General features: G+C 41.1%; 31 protein-coding genes and 1 pseudogene. 6 read left to right on the top strand and 26 right to left on the bottom strand.

Going from position 1 to position 25,229, the window contains the following annotated elements:
- Positions 1-111 precede the first annotated feature (111 nt).
- From MKX35_RS30900 to MKX35_RS30865, 8 genes are all read right to left on the bottom strand, one after another.
- On the bottom strand, positions 112-366 hold the full coding sequence (locus MKX35_RS30900) for a hypothetical protein (protein ID WP_143759606.1): 255 nt from the start codon (positions 364-366) through the stop codon (positions 112-114).
- Positions 335-481, bottom strand: coding sequence for a hypothetical protein (locus MKX35_RS30895; protein WP_256716444.1), 147 nt, complete (start codon positions 479-481; stop codon positions 335-337). Before MKX35_RS30895 ends, MKX35_RS30900 begins: the two co-directional genes overlap by 32 nt.
- Positions 459-680: a hypothetical protein gene (locus MKX35_RS30890; RefSeq protein WP_076287042.1), complete on the bottom strand. Its 222-nt coding sequence runs from the start codon at positions 678-680 to the stop codon at positions 459-461. Before MKX35_RS30890 ends, MKX35_RS30895 begins: the two co-directional genes overlap by 23 nt.
- A gap of 61 nt (positions 681-741) precedes the next feature.
- On the bottom strand, positions 742-900 hold the full coding sequence (locus MKX35_RS30885) for a hypothetical protein (protein WP_341044536.1): 159 nt from the start codon (positions 898-900) through the stop codon (positions 742-744).
- 253 nt (positions 901-1,153) lie between these two features.
- Entirely contained in the window at positions 1,154-1,753 is a 600-nt protein-coding gene (locus tag MKX35_RS30880) for a pentapeptide repeat-containing protein (RefSeq protein WP_076287043.1), read from the bottom strand.
- A gap of 11 nt (positions 1,754-1,764) precedes the next feature.
- Positions 1,765-2,373, bottom strand: a complete 609-nt coding sequence (locus MKX35_RS30875) for a hypothetical protein (protein ID WP_341044535.1) — start codon at positions 2,371-2,373, stop codon at positions 1,765-1,767.
- Between the two features lie 546 nt (positions 2,374-2,919).
- Complete coding sequence (locus MKX35_RS30870) at positions 2,920-3,165, bottom strand: hypothetical protein (RefSeq protein ID WP_076287045.1); 246 nt, start codon at positions 3,163-3,165, stop codon at positions 2,920-2,922.
- 16 nt (positions 3,166-3,181) lie between these two features.
- Positions 3,182-5,248, bottom strand: a complete 2,067-nt coding sequence (locus MKX35_RS30865; RefSeq protein WP_341044534.1) for a hypothetical protein — start codon at positions 5,246-5,248, stop codon at positions 3,182-3,184.
- Positions 5,249-5,625: 377 nt separating this feature from the next.
- On the opposite strand from MKX35_RS30865, the gene MKX35_RS30860 reads away from it, so the two are divergent.
- The gene (locus MKX35_RS30860) at positions 5,626-5,748 is read left to right on the top strand and encodes a hypothetical protein (protein WP_341044533.1); all 123 of its coding nucleotides are present in this window, start codon (positions 5,626-5,628) and stop codon (positions 5,746-5,748) included.
- A 653-nt stretch (positions 5,749-6,401) separates the two neighbouring features.
- Here MKX35_RS30860 and MKX35_RS30855 read toward each other — a convergent pair.
- Positions 6,402-6,875 carry an SMI1/KNR4 family protein gene (locus MKX35_RS30855; RefSeq protein WP_076287114.1) on the bottom strand — a complete coding sequence of 158 codons (474 nt, stop codon included), beginning with the start codon at positions 6,873-6,875 and terminating at the stop codon, positions 6,402-6,404.
- A gap of 18 nt (positions 6,876-6,893) precedes the next feature.
- Positions 6,894-8,972: an HNH endonuclease signature motif containing protein gene (locus tag MKX35_RS30850; protein WP_341044532.1), complete on the bottom strand. Its 2,079-nt coding sequence runs from the start codon at positions 8,970-8,972 to the stop codon at positions 6,894-6,896.
- A gap of 417 nt (positions 8,973-9,389) precedes the next feature.
- On the opposite strand from MKX35_RS30850, the pseudogene MKX35_RS30845 reads away from it, so the two are divergent.
- Positions 9,390-9,623: pseudogene (locus tag MKX35_RS30845) on the top strand (transposase); the annotation flags it as partial.
- 554 nt (positions 9,624-10,177) lie between these two features.
- Here MKX35_RS30845 and MKX35_RS30840 read toward each other — a convergent pair.
- From MKX35_RS30840 to MKX35_RS30810, 7 genes are all read right to left on the bottom strand, one after another.
- A complete protein-coding gene (locus MKX35_RS30840; RefSeq protein WP_076284165.1) occupies positions 10,178-10,429 on the bottom strand; it encodes a hypothetical protein in 252 nt (83 codons plus the stop codon).
- A 17-nt stretch (positions 10,430-10,446) separates the two neighbouring features.
- On the bottom strand, positions 10,447-11,079 hold the full coding sequence (locus tag MKX35_RS30835) for a hypothetical protein (RefSeq protein ID WP_341044531.1): 633 nt from the start codon (positions 11,077-11,079) through the stop codon (positions 10,447-10,449).
- A gap of 14 nt (positions 11,080-11,093) precedes the next feature.
- Positions 11,094-11,510 (bottom strand): hypothetical protein, encoded by a 417-nt coding sequence (locus MKX35_RS30830; RefSeq protein WP_076301042.1) that lies wholly within the window; start codon positions 11,508-11,510, stop codon positions 11,094-11,096.
- A 370-nt stretch (positions 11,511-11,880) separates the two neighbouring features.
- On the bottom strand, positions 11,881-12,222 hold the full coding sequence (locus MKX35_RS30825; RefSeq protein WP_076301041.1) for a hypothetical protein: 342 nt from the start codon (positions 12,220-12,222) through the stop codon (positions 11,881-11,883).
- 149 nt (positions 12,223-12,371) lie between these two features.
- The gene (locus MKX35_RS30820) at positions 12,372-12,629 is read right to left on the bottom strand and encodes a hypothetical protein (protein WP_076301040.1); all 258 of its coding nucleotides are present in this window, start codon (positions 12,627-12,629) and stop codon (positions 12,372-12,374) included.
- Positions 12,610-12,747, bottom strand: a complete 138-nt coding sequence (locus MKX35_RS30815) for an AraC family transcriptional regulator (protein WP_076301039.1) — start codon at positions 12,745-12,747, stop codon at positions 12,610-12,612. Before MKX35_RS30815 ends, MKX35_RS30820 begins: the two co-directional genes overlap by 20 nt.
- A gap of 159 nt (positions 12,748-12,906) precedes the next feature.
- The gene (locus MKX35_RS30810; protein WP_076301038.1) at positions 12,907-13,656 is read right to left on the bottom strand and encodes an AraC family transcriptional regulator; all 750 of its coding nucleotides are present in this window, start codon (positions 13,654-13,656) and stop codon (positions 12,907-12,909) included.
- A gap of 110 nt (positions 13,657-13,766) precedes the next feature.
- On the opposite strand from MKX35_RS30810, the gene MKX35_RS30805 reads away from it, so the two are divergent.
- A complete protein-coding gene (locus tag MKX35_RS30805) occupies positions 13,767-16,055 on the top strand; it encodes a glycoside hydrolase family 65 protein (RefSeq protein WP_076301037.1) in 2,289 nt (762 codons plus the stop codon).
- Positions 16,056-16,074: 19 nt separating this feature from the next.
- Positions 16,075-16,767, top strand: coding sequence for a beta-phosphoglucomutase (gene pgmB, locus MKX35_RS30800; protein ID WP_076284171.1), 693 nt, complete (start codon positions 16,075-16,077; stop codon positions 16,765-16,767).
- A 128-nt stretch (positions 16,768-16,895) separates the two neighbouring features.
- On the opposite strand, the gene MKX35_RS30795 is transcribed toward pgmB, so the two are convergent.
- Both MKX35_RS30795 and MKX35_RS30790 read right to left on the bottom strand, forming a co-directional pair.
- Positions 16,896-18,275: an MATE family efflux transporter gene (locus MKX35_RS30795; RefSeq protein ID WP_076301036.1), complete on the bottom strand. Its 1,380-nt coding sequence runs from the start codon at positions 18,273-18,275 to the stop codon at positions 16,896-16,898.
- The gene (locus tag MKX35_RS30790; protein ID WP_445671591.1) at positions 18,272-18,679 is read right to left on the bottom strand and encodes an MmcQ/YjbR family DNA-binding protein; all 408 of its coding nucleotides are present in this window, start codon (positions 18,677-18,679) and stop codon (positions 18,272-18,274) included. Before MKX35_RS30790 ends, MKX35_RS30795 begins: the two co-directional genes overlap by 4 nt.
- Positions 18,680-18,809: 130 nt before the next feature.
- On the opposite strand from MKX35_RS30790, the gene MKX35_RS30785 reads away from it, so the two are divergent.
- The gene (locus MKX35_RS30785) at positions 18,810-19,325 is read left to right on the top strand and encodes a DUF3231 family protein (protein WP_076284173.1); all 516 of its coding nucleotides are present in this window, start codon (positions 18,810-18,812) and stop codon (positions 19,323-19,325) included.
- Between the two features lie 235 nt (positions 19,326-19,560).
- Entirely contained in the window at positions 19,561-20,193 is a 633-nt protein-coding gene (locus MKX35_RS30780) for a LysE family transporter (protein ID WP_076301035.1), read from the top strand.
- Here the strand turns inward: MKX35_RS30780 and MKX35_RS30775 are convergent.
- The 7 genes from MKX35_RS30775 to pssA all read right to left on the bottom strand — a co-directional run bounded on the left by MKX35_RS30775 (position 20,190) and on the right by pssA (position 25,188).
- Positions 20,190-21,629 (bottom strand): amino acid permease, encoded by a 1,440-nt coding sequence (locus MKX35_RS30775; protein WP_076301034.1) that lies wholly within the window; start codon positions 21,627-21,629, stop codon positions 20,190-20,192. The two genes, MKX35_RS30780 and MKX35_RS30775, sit on opposite strands and share 4 nt — an antisense overlap.
- 156 nt (positions 21,630-21,785) lie before the next feature.
- The gene (locus tag MKX35_RS30770; protein WP_076284176.1) at positions 21,786-22,355 is read right to left on the bottom strand and encodes a manganese catalase family protein; all 570 of its coding nucleotides are present in this window, start codon (positions 22,353-22,355) and stop codon (positions 21,786-21,788) included.
- A gap of 50 nt (positions 22,356-22,405) precedes the next feature.
- Positions 22,406-22,672, bottom strand: a complete 267-nt coding sequence (locus MKX35_RS30765) for a spore coat protein CotJB (RefSeq protein ID WP_042186389.1) — start codon at positions 22,670-22,672, stop codon at positions 22,406-22,408.
- Positions 22,673-22,675: 3 nt separating this feature from the next.
- Positions 22,676-22,894, bottom strand: a complete 219-nt coding sequence (locus MKX35_RS30760) for a spore coat associated protein CotJA (RefSeq protein ID WP_042186387.1) — start codon at positions 22,892-22,894, stop codon at positions 22,676-22,678.
- Between the two features lie 202 nt (positions 22,895-23,096).
- Positions 23,097-24,113: an AI-2E family transporter gene (locus tag MKX35_RS30755; protein ID WP_076301033.1), complete on the bottom strand. Its 1,017-nt coding sequence runs from the start codon at positions 24,111-24,113 to the stop codon at positions 23,097-23,099.
- A 48-nt stretch (positions 24,114-24,161) separates the two neighbouring features.
- A complete protein-coding gene (locus MKX35_RS30750) occupies positions 24,162-24,656 on the bottom strand; it encodes a DedA family protein (protein ID WP_042186384.1) in 495 nt (164 codons plus the stop codon).
- A 7-nt stretch (positions 24,657-24,663) separates the two neighbouring features.
- Complete coding sequence (gene pssA / locus MKX35_RS30745; protein ID WP_076284177.1) at positions 24,664-25,188, bottom strand: CDP-diacylglycerol--serine O-phosphatidyltransferase; 525 nt, start codon at positions 25,186-25,188, stop codon at positions 24,664-24,666.
- Positions 25,189-25,229 lie beyond the last annotated feature (41 nt).

Raw genomic sequence — 25,229 nt, 5'->3', positions numbered from 1 at the left:
ATTTTCCACAAACACCATGTCAGGATTAAAATCCAATAAAATATTACCGAAAATTTTAAACAACACTTCTAATCCTTCCTCGAATAATTCCCCAAATAATTTAATTCCAATTTATACATTAATTTCCATTATATATTCTTCTCTTAAAAAATCAATACTAATAATATCTTCTGTTTCAATATCAAGTGTGAAGTATTTACAGCTAAGACAAGAAAAATCTCCGTAGTTAGTTACTTTATCTTCAACTGTATTGCATACTATGTCATAAATTGTTCTTATAAGTGCTTCCTTATCCAGATTTGAGACTAAGAATAACGTAAAGTCCATCTCACTTCTAACCTCCAAATACTCTTGTAATCTTTCCATCCTTCACTACAATTAATTCTTCTAGTCTTTTTAAATCTCCATTCGGAGTTGCTTTTCTTAAAATTGCTTCGATAATTTCGGTAACTTTTTCATTAGGAAAGTTGTCTATGTTCAAAACAATTCTTACAGAATGTTTCTTCGTCTTTCCTGCTATTTCTTTTTATACTTTGTACCTTTCCATCTAGTCTTGCTCCATAACAATCAAATACATTTCCTTCGATTACAAAATCTGGATTCGACCCGTCTGCAATGCCGTGACCATTTCCACCATCAATTTCATCTAACATCTTATTGTCATAGCCATTATCAGCCAATACATCGGATGTTTCATTTTGTTTCTTTATTCCACGGGAATCTCCTTCTCCATAATTCCCTTTAGGTTTGCTCCCCGTCTCTTAACCTTCGCGCTTGTTCTGCTCGCTTCTTTGAAAGGCTGCCCCAATCCGTCACTACCGCTGCAAAGTATTGCTTGTTCTGCTGTGGTGGATGATGCAGCAACTCGGCTAACCGTATCCTCTTTACTGGCTTGTACACATCCTCAATTCAGTAACCTCTCACTTACTCTACGATTGCCTGATACTCTGCTTGTGCCTGGGCAATCAAACCCAATGTTTCCTCTAATTTTTGTGCCTGTTTCGCCATTTCCCTTTTTCTCCTTTGAATTTGGGCATGCAAAAAAAGCTCATTCCTACTCATAAAACAAGTTGGAAAGAGCTTTGAAAGTGTTTATCAAGTGTTTGGTTTGTTGGTTGTATTATACGACCTACTTTCTACTGATGTAAAGGGTCTACTTATTATCTTCTAACCATTTTCTAGCTTCTTCACCTGCTAGAATATTGGGTTGTTCTGGCGTCCCAATATTGATGCTTTTTATAAAAGCCTCTTCTAGCCCACGAACCCCAGTTAATTTAGCTCCTTTTAGCAATACTCTTTCAAACGTAGCTAACCGCACATCAGCATTAAATAATATTGCATTGCGAAAATCCGTCTCATCAAAAAGACCAGCTACTAAATTAGCATCTGATAAATCAGCTTGAACAAACACCGTCTCAATACATTCACTATCAGCAAGTCTAGCAGCTTTTACATTGGCATTTGTGAAGTTCACATACGAGACATTAGATTTACAAAAGTCTGCCCCTTCTAAATTTGTAGATATAAAAGTTGATGAACTTAGTAAAGATGAAGAGAAATCTTTGTGATTTAAGTTCATTCCATCAAAGATACAAGCTGTAATATATGCTTGGTCTAATGGATATTGTGACATATCTACATTTTGCAAATCAATTTCATCTATACCTAGTTTCTCGCCTTGTTCTCCAATAGTTTCGATCCAAAGACGGTGTGATTCTAATCGAATCATAATTTCTTTTATATCAGTTGTCATACCTAACCCTCCTATGGATACCAAATAATCCTATCTGATATTCCAGCTTTCTCTATTGCCTCTTTTAACTGTTCAACATGTTCAGTAATCATGTCTCTTTTATCCAGAATTACATTGTAACTTTTATCTAGTTCTTTATTAATTGCCTTCATCCCGTTATTTACTGTGAATGCGCCTTTTTTGGGTGAAGTATGACCATTTGGATAAGATACGAAACTTTTAACGTCCCATTTAACGTTATTTGTTGTATCAATAAATTCCGCTCCACCATTTCCTTGTGGGTCACGTACTATTTTCCCTAGTTTACCTTGTTGTTCCAAATCTATTCCTATCTCTCTTTCTTTCAAACCTTGATCCCTAATCTCACCACCATATGAAGGGTCGCCTGCTAAATCGTCCAGTTCCTTTTGAGTTCTTCCTCCTGTGTACCCTAACTGACCTTTACCCGTCCCCTCAATCTTACCACCTTTGGCATCCCCAAACCCATTCATCTCATTTAAATAATGCTCCTGCACAAATGTTTTGGGCAGTGGGTTCGAATCCATGGGGATCTTCCCTACACTGAAAGGCACACCTTCTGGCGTGCTTAAAAACGGCTTGAATTTCGGGAATTCAGTCAAGTCCTCGGAATTGTAATTAGTTACCTTACCTGTATATGTTGACTCGTTGCCACCAGATTTCTTTCCTGCACCGTCATCATCGTTGCAAGTGTCCGTTATGTTACGGACAAAGTGCTACTCTTTGCATAACAACATTACTATAGTTGTCGTGCTATCCATCTTGAAAGGTGTGATTCTGTCTTTCTCTCCCTCACTACCGCTACAGAGTAATCTACATTTACGAGTAAATGTGAAAAAACCGCAAGAGAGCGAAAATAACAAAAAACAGGTCAATCATGGTGGTATCTGACCATAATCGACCTGTTTATGTAATGCTTTAGTTAAATTAAGTTATACCTATCAAACTGTTCATGTTTTTCCATTCGTTTCTTCATCCTTTGATTTTGGACATGCAAAAAAAGCTCATTCCTAGTCTTGATTCAAGTTGGAAAGAGCTTTTGAAAGTTTATCAAGTGTTTGAATTGTTTAGTGTTTGGTTTGTTGGTTGTATTGTACGATCTTGTTGTTAGGGTTGTAAAGTAGCTTATGCAAGTTATCTACAGATTCTTAAGAAGCATAGGACGTTCTATCTGGAAAAACACCGTTACTCTCTTTTAAGATTCTAATTAATTTTGAAGCTGCACGTAAATAATAGAAATTTGTAGTTGAACCCGGAACATTTTCGATTTCCTCACATTCCCCATCTGATTTACTTAGCTTTATCTTCCCTAATGAATCTTCATCCGGACCAAATTTATACACTACAAAATCTTTAGTCTCTTCTTCCTTAACTAACAGAACATAAGTAGCCAAAATTCCACCTCCCTAATCATTCATATACGCTATCTGACCAATTATACTTCTTTTGCGCTTCTGCATGTGCTTTTTCATAAGTTACCCCATATTTTTTCATATATTTGGATTCAAATAATTCATGATTGAGAAATAAAATATCGTTTTTGTTATAATTACCTTTCATTAATCGTTCCCAGGCCAAAGCCTGTTGATAGTTCGGATCAAATGATTTAATTTCTCCACTATCAAATTTGTGCTTTTCAAATAACAAATGATCCTTAATTTGTTGAATATCAGATTCCTTCCAACCTGTATTCCTAGTAATGTCGCTCGTATCATTTTTCAGTTTTTTAAATGTCCCATACATATCAAACGCCAAATCCTCCTGCCTCATAAACTCAGAGACAGAAGAAGGTTCTTTTACTTTTGGAACATCAACATTATCAATTCTATCTCCATTAGCATTATGTGTAGGGTTTGGAGTTCCATTAGGATGTCCCGTCCCCTCAATCTTACCACCTTTCACATCCCCAAACCCATTCATCTCTTTTAAATAATGCTCCTGTACAAATGTTTTGGGCAGTGGATTCGAATCCATGGGGATTTTTCCTACACTGAAAGGCACACCTTCTGGCGTGCTTAAAAATGGCTTGAATTTCGGGAGTTCAGCCAAGTGACCGGAATTCTGAATGACTTTATTAAGGTCTTTCACGCCTTCCATCGCTTTGGCGGCAAAATCTTGTACCCCATCGACCACTTTTCCTACCTTTGTACCCTTAGTCACAGATAGCCCCGGTACCAATACAGAAGCCGCTGCACCCAGCATGGAAGCCTTTTCCTCAGGCGTTCCCTCATTAAAGTTATGATACATCTTCTTCGCTGCTTCTGCCAATACTTCTGGATGTTGCATGATATAAGATGCTGTATCTGCCATTTCCTGTGTCGTCTTCTCCGGGTCTACGACAAAATGGAATGTAAATGTCACCGTATCCACTACACCCATAACGGTTTCCTCGATAAGAGATCCCATAAATGCGCGCGTAACCGTATCCGCTTGTACCACTTTTTTCCGCCATTCGGTCATTCCGTAGGTTGATTCCAACCATGAATAATACGCCAGTATTGAATTGGTTTCGTTAGGTTTTAATACATGCGCCTTAAAATAGTTGAGTGTTATCTCATTATTATTGTTATATGCGGTAATCGGTGTCCCATCTGGAAGCTCCATCGGCGGAATATTCAGTCGTTCCCCTACTAGTTGGCGCTTAGCCCAGGCTCCCTGATCTCCTGGTTTCATCGCCATTCGGAGCATCAGCAGATACGATTCATTCTGAATTAATGGTACGCTGCTGGTGGTAATCGACGGATCATAATCACACGCCTTAACCACTGGTTTCTTGAAATAACCGCTTAGATCCTTACCTGCTTGGTAATGGACTTCGTCTATGCCTAGATATTTCAGCTTTTGGCGTGCGTCTTCCGCCAGCTTATGCATTGCGTCCATTTGGATCTTGTTTCCAAACGCTTGATATACTTTATATGCGGTCTGCGCTTTTGCGATTTGATCCCGTGCCTGGTAGATATCCTTCAGCTTACTTTGGGCTGTAATGGAGTCGATCGTTCCCAATCCGGAATTCTTAACCGTTGTTTGGAGTTTCTGCACCAAAGGATCGCTATTCAACTCATCCCGTCCCATTAGAGCAGCAACCGAGGTGATCAGTTTCGTGACCATCTTCTGGGCATACGTTGGGATCGGAAACTGTCCACTTGCACTGCCTCCCCCAAGTTTTCCGAACATCCCTCCAAGAGTACCAAATTGCTGAAAAAGTTGATTAGCCTGCCTCTTGTTCTCATCCTGTGCGCCTTGAACACCTTTTACTGCAAGACGAATAATATCTTCAAGCTTTTCAGCTTCTACCGTCAGTTCATTGATAAGCGTCTGAGCTCGTATCAAATCTGAACCCAGCGGAATACCACCCCAGTTATTGGTCTGACCTCTCAGTTGCAAGTACAACCGGTTGGTATCCTGGCTTACCAGTTTGATTTTTGTCTGCAGGCGTTCGACTTCATCTTCTTTAAATACCATTTTGTCCAATGCCATTTATGACCTCCAGTTCTTACACTTAGACCATCCAATGCACTACTTCCTTCGACCCCTCAGGTCTTTATGTACTACTTCATCTTTAAAAACTTAAGTATTGGAGCGCACACCTAACCTATATATCGGCTTAACCTCCCATTATTTTACTCTAAATCCTTTCTTTTATTTTTTTGATTCTAATCACTGCTATAAGAATAAGTAGACAGCAAAAAAACAGGTTGATTATAGTGGTAGCTCCCTATAATCAACCTGTTTTACAGAACGCATAGGATTAATTCTTGTATCTGATGCTTTATATTATTCAATTAATATTGTTAGAAATTCTTCGAAGAACTTAAAATGAAAATAATAGAAGGGTTGGGGAAACACATGTGACTTTGACAAAACAACAAGTGCGGGAGTTTATCAAGGAGAGTAATTTGGTTTCTGCAAATAATGAGCAGAATGCCTTAAAGGATCTATTTAAAGAAACGATTCAGGAGATGTTAGAAGTCATTTAGGCTATGGCAAGCATGAATTCAGGGCGAAGCTCACACCAAATAGTCTCAACGGAAGGAGTCGGAAAACGTTAGTCAGTGAGTAGAGCAGGAAATCGTTATCCCTCGAGACTGTCTATGGTAGTTTGAGCCTTTTGTCGTTAAAAAGCATCCATCGCACAAAACGTGATCGAAGAACAAATTAGTTACCTTACCTGTATATGTTGACTGGTCGTCACCATACTTCTTTCCTGCATCGTAATCATCGTTACATGTGTTCGTTAAGTTACGGACAAAGTCCTATTCTTTGCATTTCACCTTTACTATAGTTGTCGTGCTATCCATCTTGAAAGGTGCGATTCCGTCTTCCTCTCTCTCACTATCACCACAGGGTAATCTACAGTTGCGAGTAAATTTGAATAAACCGCAAGAAAGCGAACATAACAAAAAACAGGTCAATCATGGTGGTATCTGACCATAATCGACCTGTTTTGTCTAACGCTTTAGCGATAACTAGGTTATACTTTTCTAGCATTACTGTGCTGTGCGTACAAGCGAATTGAAGAAATCTTTATTGTGGTATTACAAGGGTTAAGTATGTTACTGGTTAAAAAAAGAATTCATTCGGCACTGGGTAGCCCCTGAAAAGAACTTAGAAATATCCTAACCATTATGCCTTACTCCGTCAACATTTCTAGGAACTCTTCAAAACTTTCACTTACTAAATACGTAACCGGTTCTAATTCACCTGATTCTTCATGATCCCATACACAAACAGCCGGAATCTCATTAGAAACCTTAAAGTCTAAGCATAGATAATCTCCTGAAAATAATATAGCAATTGGGAGTAATTCTACTCCTACTAAATCTTCATTTTCAGTTAATCTATCTTCAATACGAGTTAATGTTACATCAATATCATATATACCGAAATCATTACTATCTGTTTCTTCAAGAACACAAAGAAACCTATCTATTGCATATGAACGTTGGTTTATTAAAAACGAGCGATATTCTGGAACTCCTCCATTGTATTTTTTTAAAAGCACCTTATATTCTATCGGTAATTTAACTCTCCACATGCTCTCTTCTTTATCCAATAATGAATCTATTGGTAAAGGATAAACAATTGTATCTTCTTTTATATTCATACTCGCTCTCCTCTCACATTATCGTGGAGCATCTGCCCACATACCTGTAGTTCTTCCTCCATTATGAGGCACAATATCATGTATACCAGTTTCAACTAATTCCATTTTACCTGGAATTTCAGTGTGATGCCATGTCATTCCTGGTCTATTTCCACCTATCATTTCATCAAGCCACTTAAATTGCTCTGCATCTGAAGCCTTCCACAGTTTGTCTGGTAGTTCTACAGATTCATGAACTACACCTGCACCTTTAAAATCTGCAAAGCCAAATTTCATTCCCTCAACTTTTGTCACATTAACTTTTGGTATTAATCCTTGAGATATAGCAGCGTCCTTGATAGCTTTCTTTTCCTTAATTGATAATTTATCTCCATCTGGAACACTTTTTAGCCAAGACCATTTCTTATTTGATTTTACATTATCAGCATACATATTAGCCATATCATCAAGTGATTTCCCATTTCCTAATATGACAGCAGATGCCTTACCTTTACCCGTCCCCTCAATCTTACCACCTTTCACATCCCCAAACCCATTCATCTCTTTTAAATAATGCTCCTGTACAAATGTTTTGGGCAGTGGATTCGAATCCATGGGGATTTTTCCTACACTGAAAGGCACACCTTCTGGCGTGCTTAAAAATGGCTTGAATTTCGGGAGTTCAGCCAAGTGACCGGAATTCTGAATGACTTTATTAAGGTCTTTCACGCCTTCCATCGCTTTGGCGGCAAAATCTTGTACCCCATCGACCACTTTTCCTACCTTTGTACCCTTAGTCACAGATAGCCCCGGTACCAATACAGAAGCCGCTGCACCCAGCATGGAAGCCTTTTCCTCAGGCGTTCCCTCATTAAAGTTATGATACATCTTCTTCGCTGCTTCTGCCAATACTTCTGGATGTTGCATGAGATAAGATGCTGTATCTGCCATTTCCTGTGTCGTCTTCTCCGGGTCTATGACAAAATGGAATGTAAACGTCACTGTATCCACAACACCCATAACGGTTTCCTCGATAAGAGATCCTACAAATGCCCGCGTAACCGCATCCGCTTGTAACACTTTTTTCCGCCATTCGGTCATTCCGTAGGTTGATTCCAACCACAAATAATATGCCGATAACGAATTGGTTTCGTTAGGTTTTAATACATGCGCATTAAAATAGTTGAGTGTTATCTCATTTTCATTGTTATATGCGGTAATCGGTGTCCCATCTGGAAGCTCCATCGGCGGAATATTCAGTCGTTCCCCTACGAGTTGGCGCTTAGCCCAGGCTCCCTGATCTCCTGGTTCCATCGCCATTCGGAGCATCAGCAGATACGATTCATTCTGAACTAATGGTACGCTGCTGGTAGTAATCGACGGATCATAATCACACGCCTTAACCGCTGGTTTCTTGAAATACCCACTTAGATCCTTACCTGCTTGGTAATGGACTTCGTCTATGCCTAGGTATTTCAGCTTTTGGCGTGCGTCTTCCGCCAGCTTATGCATTGCGTCCATTTGAGTCTTGTTTCCAAACGTTTGATATACTTTATATGCGGTCTGCGCTTTTGCGATTTGATCCCGTGCCTGGTAGATATCCTTCAGCTTACTTTGGGCTGCAATAGAGTCGATCGTTCCCAGTCCGGAATTCTTAACCGTTGTTTGGAGTTTCTGCACCAAAGGATCGCTATTCAACTCATCCCGTCCCATTAAAGCAGCAATCGAGGTGATCAGTTTCGTGACCATCTTCTGGGCATACGTCGGGATCGGAAACTGTCCATTTGCACTGCCTCCCCCAAGTTTTCCGAACATCCCTCCAAGAGTACCAAGCTGCTGAAAAAGTTGATTAGCCTGCCTCTTATTCTCATCCTGTGCACCTTGAACACCTTTTACTGCAAGACGAATAATATCTTCAAGCTTTTCAGCTTCTACCGTCAGTTCATTGATAAGTGTCTGAGCTCGTATCAAATCTGAACCCAGCGGAATACCACCCCAGTTATTGGTCTGACCTCTCAGCTGCAAGTACAGCCGGTTGGTATCTTGGCTTACCTGTCTGATTTTTGTCTGCAGGCGTTCGACTTCATCTTCTTTAAATATTATTTTGTCCAATGCCATTTATGACCTCCAGTTCTTACGCTTAGACCATCCAATGCACTACTTCATACGACCCCTCAGGTCTTTATGTACTACTTGATCTTTAAAAACTTAAGTATTTGAAGCGCACACTTAACCTATATATCGGCTTAACCTCCCATTATTTTACTCTAAATCCTTTCTTTTATTTTTTTGATTCTAATCACTGATGTAAGAATAAGTAGATAGCAAAAAAACAGGTTGATTATATTGGTAGCTCCCTATAATCAACCTGTTTAACTGAACGCTATAGCGTTCTGTTATAGCCCCCATAGGATTGATTCTTGTATCTGATACTTTATATTATTCAATTAACATTGTTAGAAATTCTTCGAAGTACTTAAAATGAAAATAATAGAAGGGTTGGGGAAACACATGTGACTTTGGACAAAACAACAATTGCGGGAGTTTATCAAGGACAGTAATTTGGTTTCTGCAAATAATGAGCAGAATGCCTTAAAGGATCTATTTACCAAAACGATTCAGGAGATGTTAGAAGCCGAAATGGATACTCATTTGGGCTATGGCAAGCATGAAGTCAGGGTGAAGCTCACATCAAACAGTCTCCACGGAAAGAGTCGGAAAACGGTAGTCAGTGAGTATGGAGAGCAGGAAATCGTTATCCCTCGAGACTGTCTATGGTAGTTTGAGCCTCTTGCCGTTAAAAATCCATCGCACAAAACGTGATCGAAGAACAAATTAGTTACCTTACCTGTATATGTTGACTGGTCGTCACCAGATTTCTTTTCTGCATCGTAATCGTCGTTGCAAGTGTCTGTTAAGTTGCGGTCAAAGTCCTATTCTTTGCATTTCACCTTTACTATAGTTATCGCGCTATCCTTCTTTAAAGGTACGATAGCGTCTTCCTCTCCCTCACTATCGCCACAGGGTAATCTACAGTTGCGAGTAAATTTGAATAAACCGTAAGAAAGCGAACATAACAAAAAACAGGTCAATCATGGTGATATCTGACCATAATCAACCTGTTCATTGCAACGGAATAGCGTTATTAAGTTATAAAATTAAAGCATCTTATGTGCGTACAACCGAAAGGGAGAAATCTTCAAACAGGTATTACATGGGTTATTTGTGTTATTGGGTGGATGATAAGTTCATTCGGCACTGGGTAGTCCCACCAATGAAAAAAACCTTGAAACGCACGAAGCCAATCAAGGTTTTCATTAACATTAAGATTCAAATGTAGTTCTATCGGGGAAATGTCCATTTTCCCTAATGAAACAAACTGATAACTTTTGTGCTGCTCTATCGAAATAAAATTTTGTTGAAATGTTCGGGTCAGGAATCGGGTCTAATTCGGCAAACTTCCTTGTTATTTTATTTAATTCAATTCTCCCCATAACAATCTCATTCGGACCAAATTTATAAATAACCTTTTCCTCATCTTCCATTTCCTTAAGTAACAAAACGAATGAAGCCAATATATGTCTCCTCCTTATTATGGATTCCACGGACGACCTGATTCTAAAGTTTTATCATGTGCTGTCCTATAATTTGTTTTGAAGATTCCTTCGAATCTCGACTCAAACAATTCATGATTTAGTAAATCTATATCACTTTGATTGTACGTCCCTTTTTGTAGTCGTTCCCAAGCTTGAGCAATATCATAATCAGCATCAAAGCGCCCAACACCATGGTCTTTTATATGTTCTTTGATAAACAAATGCTCCTTTATTCTCTGAACCCTACTATCCTTCATACCAGTATTTCTTGTTATTGATGCTACATCCGTGGTTGAACTCCTAAAAGTATCGTACATTTCATCGGCTTTATCAAGATTTCTTAAATATTCATCCGGGTCAAAAATATCAGATTTCCCACCTGTCTGAACTTTACCCGTCCCCTCAACCGCCTTTACTTCTACATCCTTTATTGAATGATTACTGTCACTTTTCCCTTCCATCTTCTCTCTTAATATCCGGTCCATTTCATTCTTAAAATTGATTTGCATCGGAGTCTGTGGAAGTGCCGGGGTATCTATATCTAGATTATTTATCTTGAATTGAAAATCTTCATTTATGCTGAATGACGGCAACGGTTTTTGTATCTCAAAACTTTTTACAGAATCCAATCCTTTGGGAGGCTTTAGACCTCCGCCTCCTGTGGAAGCAAAGATTTTTCTACCGGACCATACAACAACGTTACCATTCCCAGACTGTTGAGCCAATAATCCGCTGACCAAGCTTCGTCTGGATTAAATGCTCCCTTCGCCATCTCCTCTGTTCCCAGTGTCAACCAATCCGCAAACTTCTCTTTTGAATCAAACATATGCTCTGATCGATCTTTGGCTGCTTCATATATCCCGACTGCGATATCTCCTGCTATCCCTAACGTTAACCAGTTGGAATAGTCATAAGGGGGATCGGTGGCCTTATTCGCACGAGTTCTTAATGTACCTACAAAACCCGTTCCAATCTCTTTAGAACTGTCTGTCGATTTAAAAAAGACATCTTTAGAATCCTCGGGTTTTGGTTGATCCTCCGTTTTATTCTTTTTAAACAATCGCTGCAGGTTAATCTACAATTGCGATAAATTTGAAGTAACCGCAAGAAAGCGAACATAATAAAAAACAGGTTGACTATGGTGGTATCTGACCATAATCAACCTGTTAGACGTAACGCTATTGCATTATTTAAGTTATAAAATTCAAGAGTTGATGTGCGTACAAAGGAAATGACTAAATCTCTATACGGGTATTACATAGGTTAAGTGTGTTACCGGTTGAATAATGGGTTCCTTCGGCACTGGGTGGGATCTTGAATAACAAATGCCCATATCTTTGATAACGGGTTATTTTATAACCTCCTATGTATCTGTTAATAAAAAAATAATCACAACACAGTGGTTAGCTCGCATTGTGATTTATTTTTACTTAATCACTTTTAATTATTAATTTAAAATCATTATCAATAATCACAAACTCATTGCTAACATTAACAAGTAAATCAGAATAACTCTCCTCTAATCTACATTTGAGTTCATTCATTTGAGGTAATACTTGTACATATATATAAATCTCTGTGATTTTATGGCTATCAGGATCAAGAAACATTGTAACATTAGTAATGTCATTTCCCTTCCGATTCACCTGATTAACACTGTAGATAATCTTTTTCTTGTCTTCAACTCTCTTTTTTTCAATGCCGAATAGACTGCCTAAATTGATGTAATTGGGATTCCCTTTTCTAAATATCAAGACTAGATCAACTAACAAACCATCGAGAGGCTTTTCAAAGAAATCTTTTTGTAGTGCATCCCATTCATGATCAATAAAAAGTAAACCAATTAGGGCTTAGCGATGAAGTATCGATCATCCCAGGTTTTGATTGTTCGTATAAATCTCTTTTTAGGCAGATTTCATCATTATTTGAAAATACTATAGATTCCTCCAATTTTATTAGCTATTTCTTCTATCAACATATCGTTTACTTTAGCATACCCTTGTTCTCTATTAATCCGCATTATTTCAGGATTATTCCTAAATGAATTTTGAATGTCTGCAAAAATATCCCTTACATCGTAATATGGGACACTCCAACCGTTTGGTCCCCTTTTCATTCTAAGCGTCAAACCATTTGGAAGAGCCTTAAAACGTTTATTTTCAAGCTTTCCCTTTAACAATCCAGATAATTTCCATTTCCTTATGCCAATGTGGTGTAGTTAATATACTGCCATCGTTCTCAATACAGCGGTACGGAAAGGCTTTATCCAGTCGTGGGAATTCCAAATAAATGGCCATCTGATCGTCTCTCTTACTTATTTAGTGGATTTATAATCTCATTTATAGCGGACAAAGGCGAGTTTGGCTATTGAAGCTGAAACGTAAAAAGAGCTATCCATTACCCAACCAGGGAGCATGGACAGCAAATTTTAGGGATCGTTAATGATTCAATTTCTCTCATTTCGTAATTGCTCCACCATCCCGACGAAACTGCTTGGGGGTCAAGCCAGTGTATTTTTTAAATAACTGTGTATAGTAACTTTGGCTACAAAATTTAAACATCAAAGCGATTTCGGAAATAGACTGATTCGTGTGAATGAGGATCGACTGCGATTCCTCAATTCTACGCCGGTTGACAAATTCCGTGAGCGGCATACCCGTTTCACGCTTGAAGCGGTCGGACAAATAACTGGGATGCACACCAACATGCCGGGAGATCAGGCTAAGGCTCAAATCTTGAAACAGATGCTCGCGTATAAAATATACGGATAAATTGACAATATGTGAATAGTGAAGGTTCTCCTTCTGCTGGCGCATCACTGTAATGAATTGCAGGACCATTTCATATTCGTATCGATGAAGTGCCTCAATCTCCGTCGTAGCTTCCACCGCACGGATGAACGTATCACTCAGCTGAAAAGCGGTCTCAGGGTCAACACCACCCCGGATAATCGCACGTGTAAACAAGGTGCAGGATGCAATCATAGCGTTTTTCTTGGAGCGCAGCGGATATCGGGCTAGCGTAGCAGCTTCCATTGCGTTAATTCTATGCAGTGCTTCCAGTGCCCGGTTCTCGTCACCAAGTCGGATAGCTTCCAAAAGCTCTTGTTCATAATCCAGCGGAGGATGGACAAATCCCTCTGACAGATCCACAGAACGTGTGGACCAATATTCCGGTAGTTTATGTTGTCCTTTAAGTTGATCCATACTTGTTACCTCACCTAAAAATTTTGATAATATCCTAAATAATTTAGTATAATTCTAGCCCTTTCGGACTTAAAATTCAATTCATAACCATCAAGGGAGGAAACATAAGCATGAGCTGGAGCATTGCCAATCAGGGATTGTCGGCAGATACCCTACTGAATTTGGAAAGTATTTTTGCGCTGGGGAATGGATATTTGGGCGTGCGTGGCAATTTTGAAGAAGGGTATTCCGATAAAGAAATCCGCAGTATCCGCGGAACGTATTTAAACGCCTTTCACGATGTAATTGACATTCCCTATGGGGAGAAGCTATTCGCCTTCCCTGGTACACAGCAAAAATTGGTTAATATTATAGATTCCCAAGGGATAAATATTTATATAGGCGAAGATATGGAGCCATTTGCACTTACAGCAGAGAATGTCCTCGCCTATGAGCGTAACCTCCATCTGGACAAGGGATATTCGGAGCGTAAAATCCACTGGAAATCCCCCTCCGGTAAAGAACTCAAGCTGCATTTCCGTAGACTCGTTTCTTTCACTACCCGTGAACTTTTTGCCATTCATCTGACTGTTGAGCCTATCAATTTCACCGGTCCAATCCGGGTTGTCTCTCGTGTAAATGGCGATGTTAGTAACTATACTAACCCGAATGACCCGCGTGTAGCTGCAGGACATTCCAAACGCCTGAGCGTAGTAGCGTGCGAAGCTCGGGGTGAATATGTATGCCTGGAGAACGTGACGATGGCTTCGGCCCTGCGGACCTCCTGTGTTACCCGACATGAATGGGAAGGGGACTGGCAGGTTGAAACTCAGGCTGGAGAAACCGATGCTACAGTGACGGCAACCGCCTCCTTGTCTGGGCCACTATCACTGACCAAATGGAATGTCTATACCGATACACTACGACATGAACAAATGCTTGTAGATACCGGTATTCAGGTACAAGAATCATTGAAGCACCTCTCCTTTGAAGACATGCTGGAACAGCAGGAGCATTATTTGGCTGATTTCTGGAAGCGTTCCGATGTAGTCATTGAGAACGACTTGTCGCTTCAGGAGGGCATACGTTTCAACCTTTATCAGCTGCTGCAATCAGCCGGACGCGACGCGCATAGCAACATCTCCGCTAAAGGCTTATCCGGTGAAGGGTACGAAGGCCATTATTTCTGGGACACGGAGATTTATATGTTCCCTGTGTTCCTAATGACTTCGCCTGACTTGGCCCGGCAGCTCCTATTATACCGGTATTCCAAGCTGGAGGAGGCAAGGGAACGTGCTAAAGAGATGGGTCACGCCCAAGGTGCATTGTTCCCATGGCGGACGATTTCAGGTACGGAATGTTCTTCCTTCTTCCCATCCGGTACAGCTCAATATCATATCAGCGCCGATGTAGCCTACAGCTATATCCAATACCATCTAGCGGAAGAAGATGACGCCTTCTTGCTCCAATACGGCGCCGAGGTGCTATTTGAGACAGCGCGGCTTTGGATGGAGATCGGTCATTACTACGAAGGCAAGTTTCACATCGATGAAGTGACTGGACCGGACGAATACACATGTCTTGTGAACAACAACTATTACACCAATGTAATGGCCAAACATAATTTAAAATGGGCCGCACGCAGTTTTGCGCGACTTCAAGAATATGACGAGGCTGCATTCCAAGCTTTGTGTGTGCGCCTGCATGTAACTGGACCAGAAGCAGACAGCTGGCTGAAGGCGGCGAATGCCATGCTGCTTCCTTACGACGAGAAGCTGGGCATTAATCCGCAGGATGATACTTTTTTACGCAAAGCGGTCTGGGATTTCGAGAATACACCACCGGAGAAACATCCGTTGTTGCTGCATTACCATCCACTCACGCTATACCGTTATCAGGTCTGCAAGCAAGCCGATACTGTACTGGCTCATTACTTGCTGGAAGACGAGCAGTCGCATGAGACCATTCGTAAGTCGTATGATTATTATGAGCAAATCACTACCCATGATTCCTCCTTGTCCTCTTGCATATTCAGCATTATGGCTTCGAAGATCGGGTATAAGGACAAAGCGTATAACTATTTTATAGAGACAGCGCGGCTCGATCTCGACAATACGCACGGAAACACTAAAGACGGATTACATCTCGCCAATATGGGTGGAACGTGGATGGCTATTGTTTACGGTTTTGCCGGAACACGTCTCAAGGAAAATGGCCTGTCGCTCGCTCCGTCCCTACCTGCGGGCTGGCAGAAATATAACTTCCGCCTCACCTTCCGCGGCCGCCTCATTGCTGTAACCATTCGCGAGGAAGGTGTGGAGCTTGAACTGCTAGAGGGTGAAGCCCTTGAACTTACGCTCTACGGCCAATCGGTAACTCTGGGCAACGAGAAGCCGGTAACTCAGGCGCTGCAAGCCTAATCATAAGGAGCGAAACACAATGAATGCAACATCTCAAATTCAAGCCGTAATCTTTGATCTAGACGGCGTTATTACCGATACCGCAGAATATCATTATCAGGCTTGGGGCATGATTGCGAAAGAGCTGAGCCTCCCGTTCACCCGAGAGTTCAATGAGAACCTCAAAGGTGTATCGCGCATAGCCTCACTGGAGTTGCTACTTGGACAAGCGGCAACTCCGCACACCTATTCTCCCGAAGAGATGGAGGAGATGGCGACCCGCAAAAATGAGTTTTATCAGCAACTCATTCAGCAGGTAACCCCAGCCGATGTGCTGCCTGGTATTTCTGAATTGCTCGCCGAGCTGAAGGACCACGGAGTGAAGACTGGCATTGCCTCCGCTAGTAAAAATGCCTTTACAGTTATCCGCCTTCTAGGTATGGAGAAAGACTTCGGAGTTATTGTAGATGCAGCCAAGCTTGCTCGCAACAAACCAGACCCGGAAGTGTTCCTGACCGCCGCCGATGCGCTTGGTGTAGATCCGCAATTTTGCGTCGGGGTCGAAGACGCAGTCGCCGGGGTAGAAGCGATCAGAACGGCAGGTATGTTCGCTGTATATATCTCCATACAGGAGAGCTTGTCCATCGCTGATATGAACTTGAACCACACTGCTGAACTTAACTACTCCGAGCTAAACCAGCAATTCGGTAATAAGAATAGAGTAACTAAATAATCGGGAATCCCAGTCTAAATATATGTAAGTTACGAACTAAGCCGGCAAGCTCCTAAGGGAAGCTTGCCGGCTTTTGTTTGAAATATACTTTTCAGAACACCGACTTCTATTCGCCATTGCGGGCATCCTCACAGTATTCCAGCTTTATCAGACCTATCTTTAAAAAGCTTCTTTATAGTGAGTCCAAATAAAACACAGCAAGTCAGTGCCGCACAAAAATCAGCAATAGGCTCAGCAATAATCACTGCATCTGTTTTCGGGCTAATAAATATCGGGAGCAAAAGTACTAATGGAATAAGCAAGATAATCTTACGCAAGATCGCGATAAAAATAGAAACTCGTGCTTGTCCCAAAGCAATAAATACTTGTTGAAACGCTAATTGAATACCAAAAATACAAGTGCCAAGGAAAAATATCTTCATTAATGTAGCAGTCAGAGCCACCAGCTCAGGATTATTGGTAAAAATGATAATGGGCAGCTTCGGAACAAAAATGGCCACGCCCCACATCGACAATCCGAAAGCTGCGCAAAAAACGCTGCAATATAAAATGGTGGATTTTACACGTGCGAAATCGCGAGCTCCATAATTATAGCTAATAATAGGCTGTGCCCCTTGTGCAAAACCAGATAACAACGTCCCAAATATTTGCATCAGCGTGCCCATAATCCCCATGGCAGCAACGTACATATCGCCTCCAAATTTAGCTAAGGACGTGTTAAATACAATTTGAATTAAACTTTCGGTCGACATCATAATAAACGGAGAAAGCCCCAATGCAAGTACACTTGCAGCTTCTTTAGGTTTAATGCGCATATTCGATAGACGCAAGCGCAGATGAGCTCGTTTAGAGATTAAGAACCCCAATACCCAAATAGCCGAAATAAATTGGGCAATTACAGTTGCCAACGCTGCACCCTTAATGCCCATATTCATCTCAAAAATAAAAATGGCGTCAAGGACGATATTCACAACCGCTCCAATACATACCGTGAGCATAGCTGTTTTGGCGTATCCTTGTGCTGCAATGAACGGATTCAATCCTAAAGAAATGAGCACCGCCACAGTTCCTAGAAGGTAAATGCTTAAAAAATCGTTGGCTAGCGGCAATGTATCGTGGCTCGCCCCGAATAACGTTAAGAATGGCGACTTAAAGATAAGAAACAAAGCGGTTAGGATTATGGATGCCATCAGCAGCATAGTAAAACAACTTCCCAGTAATTCTTCTGCTTTTTTATGTTCTCCTTCGCCCATCTTTATGGAAGCTAGGGGTGCCCCACCAGCTCCGATTAGAGCTGCAAATGCTGAAATCAACATAATAATCGGAAAAGATATCCCTATAGCGGATAAGGCTAGCGTTCCCCCCTCCTCCATTCTTCCGAGGAACATCCGGTCAACTACACTGTACATGGCATTGATTAGCTGAGCTATAACGGCAGGAATAGCCAATAAGAAAATAAGCTTGGGTATACTTTGGTTGGCAAAACGATCCTTCATTTGATTATTCATTTATTCATTTCCAATATAGCTTCACGGAGGCTTTTAGGAAGCTTTTTGACAACCATATCGTAGGAATGGTCTATCATGTCAAAGACATCCGACGCTGACAAGGAACCATCGATCATGATTGAATTCCAGTGTTTTTTATTCATATGAAAGCCTGGTCGAACGCAATCATGTTGCTCTCTTAAGTTCTCCGCAATGATCGGGTCACATTTTAGATTTAAGCGAACAACCTTCCCTGTTTCCTCAAAAATAAGTGCGAACATTTTATCAGCCACTTTGATGACCAATGGAGTAGGCCCAAACGGATGCTCCTGAGTCGCCCCTTTCTTTTTCAAACAATATTCGATGATGTTATTCTTCAACTCTCTCTCTCCTTTGCTGATCAACAATCTGATCATTTCTGCCATTAACCACGTTTCTTAATTATATCATTTTGTTCAGCTGAGCAGGTTTCTATGAAGCAGACAAAAACTGCAACATTTGAACCTTTATGGGCATAATACATACGTTTAAATTTAAATATAAAGGAGCTTTCTTATGACAGGAATTTTAGGTGGCAACCCCAAGGATGAACCGATGCATTATGGAGAGATCTTTAGTGTATGGCAAGCTTCGATGGTAGCAAAGGGGGCCCTTTCGTGTTACCGAGCTTACTTGTATCATGCCGGTGATAATGATCTCAAAAAAGTATTAGGCGCATTAATTGATCAAGCCGAGCTTGAGGTTAGTGAGTGTGATACGCTGCTGGCAGATAACGGGATTGCTTCCGTACCAGCGATGCCGAATAGACCCGAAGCCAAGCTTGAAGATATTCCTGTAGGTGCACGATTCACGGATCCCGAGATTGCTGCTAAAATTGCTGCTGACACTGCTACAGGATTGGTAGCTTGTAGTCAGGTTATGGGTCTTTCTATCAGAGAAGATATCGGTGCATTATTTGCAAAATATCACCTAACTAAAGCAGCGATAGGCGTTAAAATCCTCAATTTGAGCAAGAAAAAAGGCTGGTTAATTCCTCCACCACTTCAGGTAAAAAGACCAGAGTCTGAATAATTCTTAAAATGTGTTTAGCTCCGCTCCGTTGTTGGGGCGGAGCTTCTATTTTACAGCTATGCGATTGGAATCATTGAAACAGCTACAACACCACAGTGAATAATACCATTTCTCATTATTTGATTGTACCCTGAAAAGGCCTTCGATAAATCGGAGGCCTTTTTTGGTTGTCCTACAAAATGTTTCTTTTGAATAGGCTAGTACTACACACAAACATTAGAGAGGAGGGAATGCTATCAATACTTTCATAGGATATATTGTTCTTGGTCTTTCGCTATCCGCACCTATTGGCCCTATTAATGCCGCTCAACTGGACAATGGAATTCGTAAGGGCTTCTGGCATGCTTGGGTAGTGGGGCTTGGAGCCATAAGTGCAGATATCATTTTCATGTTATTAGTTTACTTTGGGGTGATCCATCTGCTCGAATCCCCTTTTATTAAAGCATTCTTGTGGTTATTTGGTTTCTTTGTGCTGGTGTATACGGGCATAGAGAGCATTAAAAATGCTGGTGTGATTTCTGAACCCGGTATGAGAAGCAGTGATTCATCTTTAACTAAGTCTTATTGGTCCGGATTACTGATGTCTTTATTCAATCCGCTTTCCATATTATTTTGGCTAGGGATATACGGGTCCATTTTGGCCAAAGCGGCCATGGAGTATCCGATGCAACAGCTGTTGATTTATAGCGGAGCTATTGTACTCGGAATTTTGATCTGGGATGTATCTATGGCGGTCGCCACAAGCATGTTTCGTAAAGTCCTGACAACCCGTGTTTTAAAATCGATCTCCGTGCTGTCAGGTCTTTCGCTTGTTGGTTTTGGGCTTTATTTTGGTATACAAGCTGCTCAGCTATTGTTTTTTCATTAAGTTTTGTTTTTTTGGGGTCTAATGATTTTTGTCGGACCCTTTGAGTAATCTATTATTCCCTGAATTTCTAACAATAAATTCCCTTTACTCGCTTCCTTATCCGTATCAACGGTATGTTTCTTACGAACACGTGTCACGATCCAATCACAAACGGCGATCAGTGTGACAAGCAACAGACTAATATATAACCCTGGGCGGCTGAGTGAATGAAAAAGAGTACCTGTGACCGCGAGCCCAATGAGCAGCAATCCTAGCCAACGTTTAATCGTGCTAAACCGACTTCCTTTTAACAGTTTTCCAGAAGACAGCAGGATAAACGACCAATTATACAGTAGCATTAACCCAGCCGCAGTAGTGATATACTCATACACTTTTCCTGGTAACAATAGTGACATCACCACTGCCGCCGTAATCCCAACGGTGATCAAAGTAAGGGCATAAAAAGGATATTTATCCTTCCACTTCCGAGAAAATAACTTCGGCGCATCTCCTTCTTGAGACAGGGTAATCATCATTGAAGTTACAGCGTAGAGTGACGCAGTCATTGTAGAGAAGCCAGCGACAATCAACACTCCGTTAAATAAATGAGGCACGAAAGCCAAATGATCACTACTTAGCGCTAGAACAAACGGACTTTCTTTCGAGTTAAACGCACTAAACGGCACCATGATTACAGCTAGACCAATAGACAAGATGTATACAATAACCAAGGCGATCAGCATAACCTTTCCTGCCTTTGGTGCATCCTCCGGCTTTTGAAGTCTATTGGACATAATTCCTAGTACCTCAATCCCTCCGTAAGCATAAAAAGCGAACAGAAAGGCAGACCACAACCCCACCCCTCCTTTAGGAAATAGCGCGGTGTAGTTTAATGGAACCTTCGGTGTATACTTCCCTCCGCCTATCCAACCAGCCAATAGAGAAGCCGCAATGATTAAGAACATGAGAATAGCAGCTATTTTTATTACAGCCAACACATTCTCAACCCGGTCAAACCCTTTATTCCCAAAAAAGACGATGACAAGTCCCAATAAAGCAAACCCTGCAGCAAATATCCACATAGGCACCGCTGGGAACCAAAAGCGCGAAAAAATAGATAAAGCAGTTAGTTGACTACCCATGATTAACAATTCCGAAAACCAGTAAACCCAACCACTGCAGAAACCCGCCCAGCTGCCGAATGCTTTTTTTGCATAGGAACGAAAAGATCCTTGCTCTGGTTGTTCTGCTGTCATACGTGAAAGAGCATCAAATACTATATACGTCCCAATAGCAGCCAAGATGTAAGCGATCAGTACTGCTGGCCCGCCTATAGAAATCGCTAAGCCTGAACCTAAGAAATACCCGGTTCCAATTGTACCTGCAACGCCTAATAAGCTTAACTGCCACCATTTCAATTTCTTTTCATTTTTTGAATTACGAGAAGCTTGGTTCAAAGAATTCAGTCCTTTTCGTAAAGAAGATATAAGCTCACCTTCTGGATTTTACTCACACTCCAATAGGCTGTCCTTATACTCTTAACTACATGCAGACGTATAAATTTAAAAAGAGTAAAGTGACCAATAGGTCACTTTACTCTTTTTTAGTATCCCTCAAAATATCCGCTTCTGATCCCGATCATCAATAATAATCTGCACCGCTTCTTTAAACCGAATCGCATGGATGATTTCCCGCTCCCGCAGGAACTTAAGGCTATCCTGCAGGTCCACGTCATCCGTCATGTCAATCAGCCACTGATATGTAGCTCGAGCCTTTTCTTCAGCCGCAATGTCCTCATAAAGATCAGCCAGTGGGTCACCCTTAGCTTGAATATAAGCCGTTGTAAAAGGTACGCCTGAGGCATTATTGTAGAACAAGGCATGATCATGTGCTGCAAAATGCGGTCCTAATCCAGCTTCCTCTAGTTCGCAAACCGACGCATCCTTTGTCAGCTTGTAGATCATCGTGGCAATCATTTCGAGGTGGGCGAATTCTTCTGTAGAAATATCGTTCAAAACGCCAATAACTTTATCCGGAATCGTGTATCTTTGATTCATATAGCGCAGGGCTGCGGCGAGCTCACCGTCGGCTCCTCCGTATTGCTCACTTAAATAACGCGCCATCCGGATATCACATTTACCGACCCGTACCGGATATTGCAGCTTCTTCTCATATATCCACATTCGGGAACTTCCCCTCCTCTAGAAACTTAGTTCCTTACAGTACATACTTCTTACACCTGCCAAGGCCAAGGAGCCTGATTCCATTCCCACGGACATTTCGAATAAGCGCGACCAAAATTCTGCAGCGGACCATATAATTCCTGAAATTGATTCGCTAGCTTGGTACGTTCCTGAGTCAGCTGATTAAATTGTTCAATACTTCTTAAATCATCTGGATGAGTATTCAGATATAAGTTTAACTCCACCAAGGCAAAATCAAGAGTCTGCAGCTGTTCAAGCATTTCATAATATCGTTGATCGCAAGGGTTTGCCTCCATAGTCTACTTTCCTCCTCCTTTGCACTTAGATTCATACGGGCTGAACAGTGCTGGCCAGAGCGTGCCATACTTCAAAGCTTCCTGTAAACTAAACTGCGGAAGATCGGGTGGCTGAAAGTTAATGAACTGATTCGGTGGAACTACATATGTCTTGAATGGCACCGGTGGGCAAGGATCAAACGGGCCCCTAAACGGGGTATACCTCCGTAGCTGTGATTCCATTTTTCGTACCTCCTTTGTTCCTGTTCCTTGTTTATTACTCCCTTAGCTAACTTATGACAGCAGGACACATTATAAAACGTTATTTATAAAAAAAGCACTGGAGCAAGATTTGTCATGCAATTGCACAACAAATAAGCCGCCTTCGGAAAAGTACCGAAAACAGCTTATAACTTGGATCTTATTGAATATTAAGATTTAGACTTCACTTTTTTGACGAATCTTCGTGGGTAATCTCAAGGATATCCAACATAAAAACAAAGATGGGAATGCCAAGAAGAAGTCCCCAGACACCTATATAATGCTCAGAAAATAACAACACGATAAAGGTGTAGAACATCGGCAAATTCATTTTTGTGGACATCAACTTGGGATTCAAGAAATACCCTTCGATAAAATGTAATATCGCAATAATCGCCAGCACATAAGTGACTGTTGTCAGACCGCCGATGTTGTAGCCGATGATTAAGAGCGGAATGAGCGAAATCAAAAAACCAACCACCGGAATGAGACTGAGCAGAAAAATCAAGATCGATAAGGCAAATAAATATGGGAAGTTAAGCAGCCACAAGCCAATAATAGTAAGACAGGTGTTGAATAAGGCAATGAGAATTTGCGCTTCAATTACTTTCCCAAAGGAAACGATGAATTTTCGGCTAAAATACTCCAGATCTATATAAAACCAGGCAATTCGGCTCTCTCTCATTCTAGAAGTGAAACTGACAACCCGGTTCTTCTCCAGAATAAATACAAAACTTAGAATGGTCGATATAACGAAAGTCGCACCCCAGTTGCTAACCTTCAGCACATAATCGATACCTCTTTTGATGTAGGACTGATAGTTAAGGTCCCTGAGCATATCATACAAATACAATGTAATCTTGTTCTGCGGGAGATCTTCTGGTTTGAGATTGGTAAGGAAGATGGTTAATTGCTTAATCTGTTCCAATACTTTAGGGAGATATTTAGCAAGGGCCAGTGCAATCACTGCGATTAAAGCGAGGTATAAAATGACAATAATCACCTTACTGTTAACCTTCATAAATTTACCAATTCGTTTACTAAGCAATGTCTGAAAGCTGTTCATGACAAAAGCAATCAAAAACGTCAGCAACACCAGATTAAGCATCCCTCGAATACTGAACAGCAGCAACCCGATAAGTGCGAGAATAAAAAAACGCCTGGTGGTTATATTCGCGTAGAATCGCTTCAATACATTCATAGATCTTGCTCCATTCGATTGCGATTAATATTGCTGATCATCCACTGGCTATAAAAAAGAAAACTTAGCCCCCACAAAAAAGCCGATGGAAACAAAAAGGAGTGACCAGGTTAGCGCTCCTGCAGTCGTTATGAGTATATATTTTTTGAAAGACATAGCACTGATTCCAGAGATATAGCTTGATACATGCCTCAGACCGGGAATGAAATAGGCAATGAAAATCGCCCAGTTGCCGAACCGCAAAAACCATCTTTTCATACTGGCAAAACGCTTGGGTGTAAGGCCCACCCACTTGCCGAATTTTTCTACCACAGGTTGCCCTAGTCTTAAACCAATGGTATAGCTGATAAGCATTCCTGTGATAGATCCCATGAAACAAACCAATACCGAAAGTGAAAAGTCCAAAACCATAACGGAGGATAAATAGCCTACAAACAGCATTAACACCTCATCCGGTACAGGAAGTCCGATAATCCCAAGCGCCATAAGGGCAAATATGGCTAAATATCCGTACTGCGAAATGATCTCAATAATCCAAGGCATGGCTGTATCACTTCCTGTTGAAGGATTTTTTAAGGGAAGGAAATGGGATACGACTGACCATCATTACAGACAGTATTGCCATTAATACGATGACCAGTCCTGGTTTCATACGTTCATCTAGTAAAGAAATCATCGACAGAATGACTCCAGCAGCAGTAATGGGCATCCCCACGAACCCTTTGGAAGGCGCCGACAGATTAAATCTGGCCAAACGAAGTGCGCCACAGATCAAAAAGAGAACCGAAACTGCAGGTCCAATCCAGTGAGCATCTTCTAACCTATACAATAAGATAAGGAAGGTTGGCGCTAAACCAAATGATATAATATCCGCCAATGAGTCCAATTGTTTACCGAATTCACTGGTACATTGCAGTATTCTTGCCAGTAATCCATCGAGTACATCGCATATTGCCGCAAGCAATATCATTAATAAAGCCAGGCTGTATCGTTCTTGAATCGTGAAATACAAAGATAGTGATCCGAGCCCCAAGTTTGCAAGTGTGCACATTGAAGGCAACCAATTCAATTTCATACGATTTCACCCCTTTCATTGTAGTATTTTTGTTGATCCGT

Source organism: Paenibacillus sp. FSL R5-0923, assembly GCF_038009145.1.
In the GTDB taxonomy this organism is placed as follows: domain Bacteria; phylum Bacillota; class Bacilli; order Paenibacillales; family Paenibacillaceae; genus Paenibacillus_AQ.
Note: the sequence above shows the minus strand (reverse complement) of the source record. Positions and strands in the feature narration are given on the sequence as shown.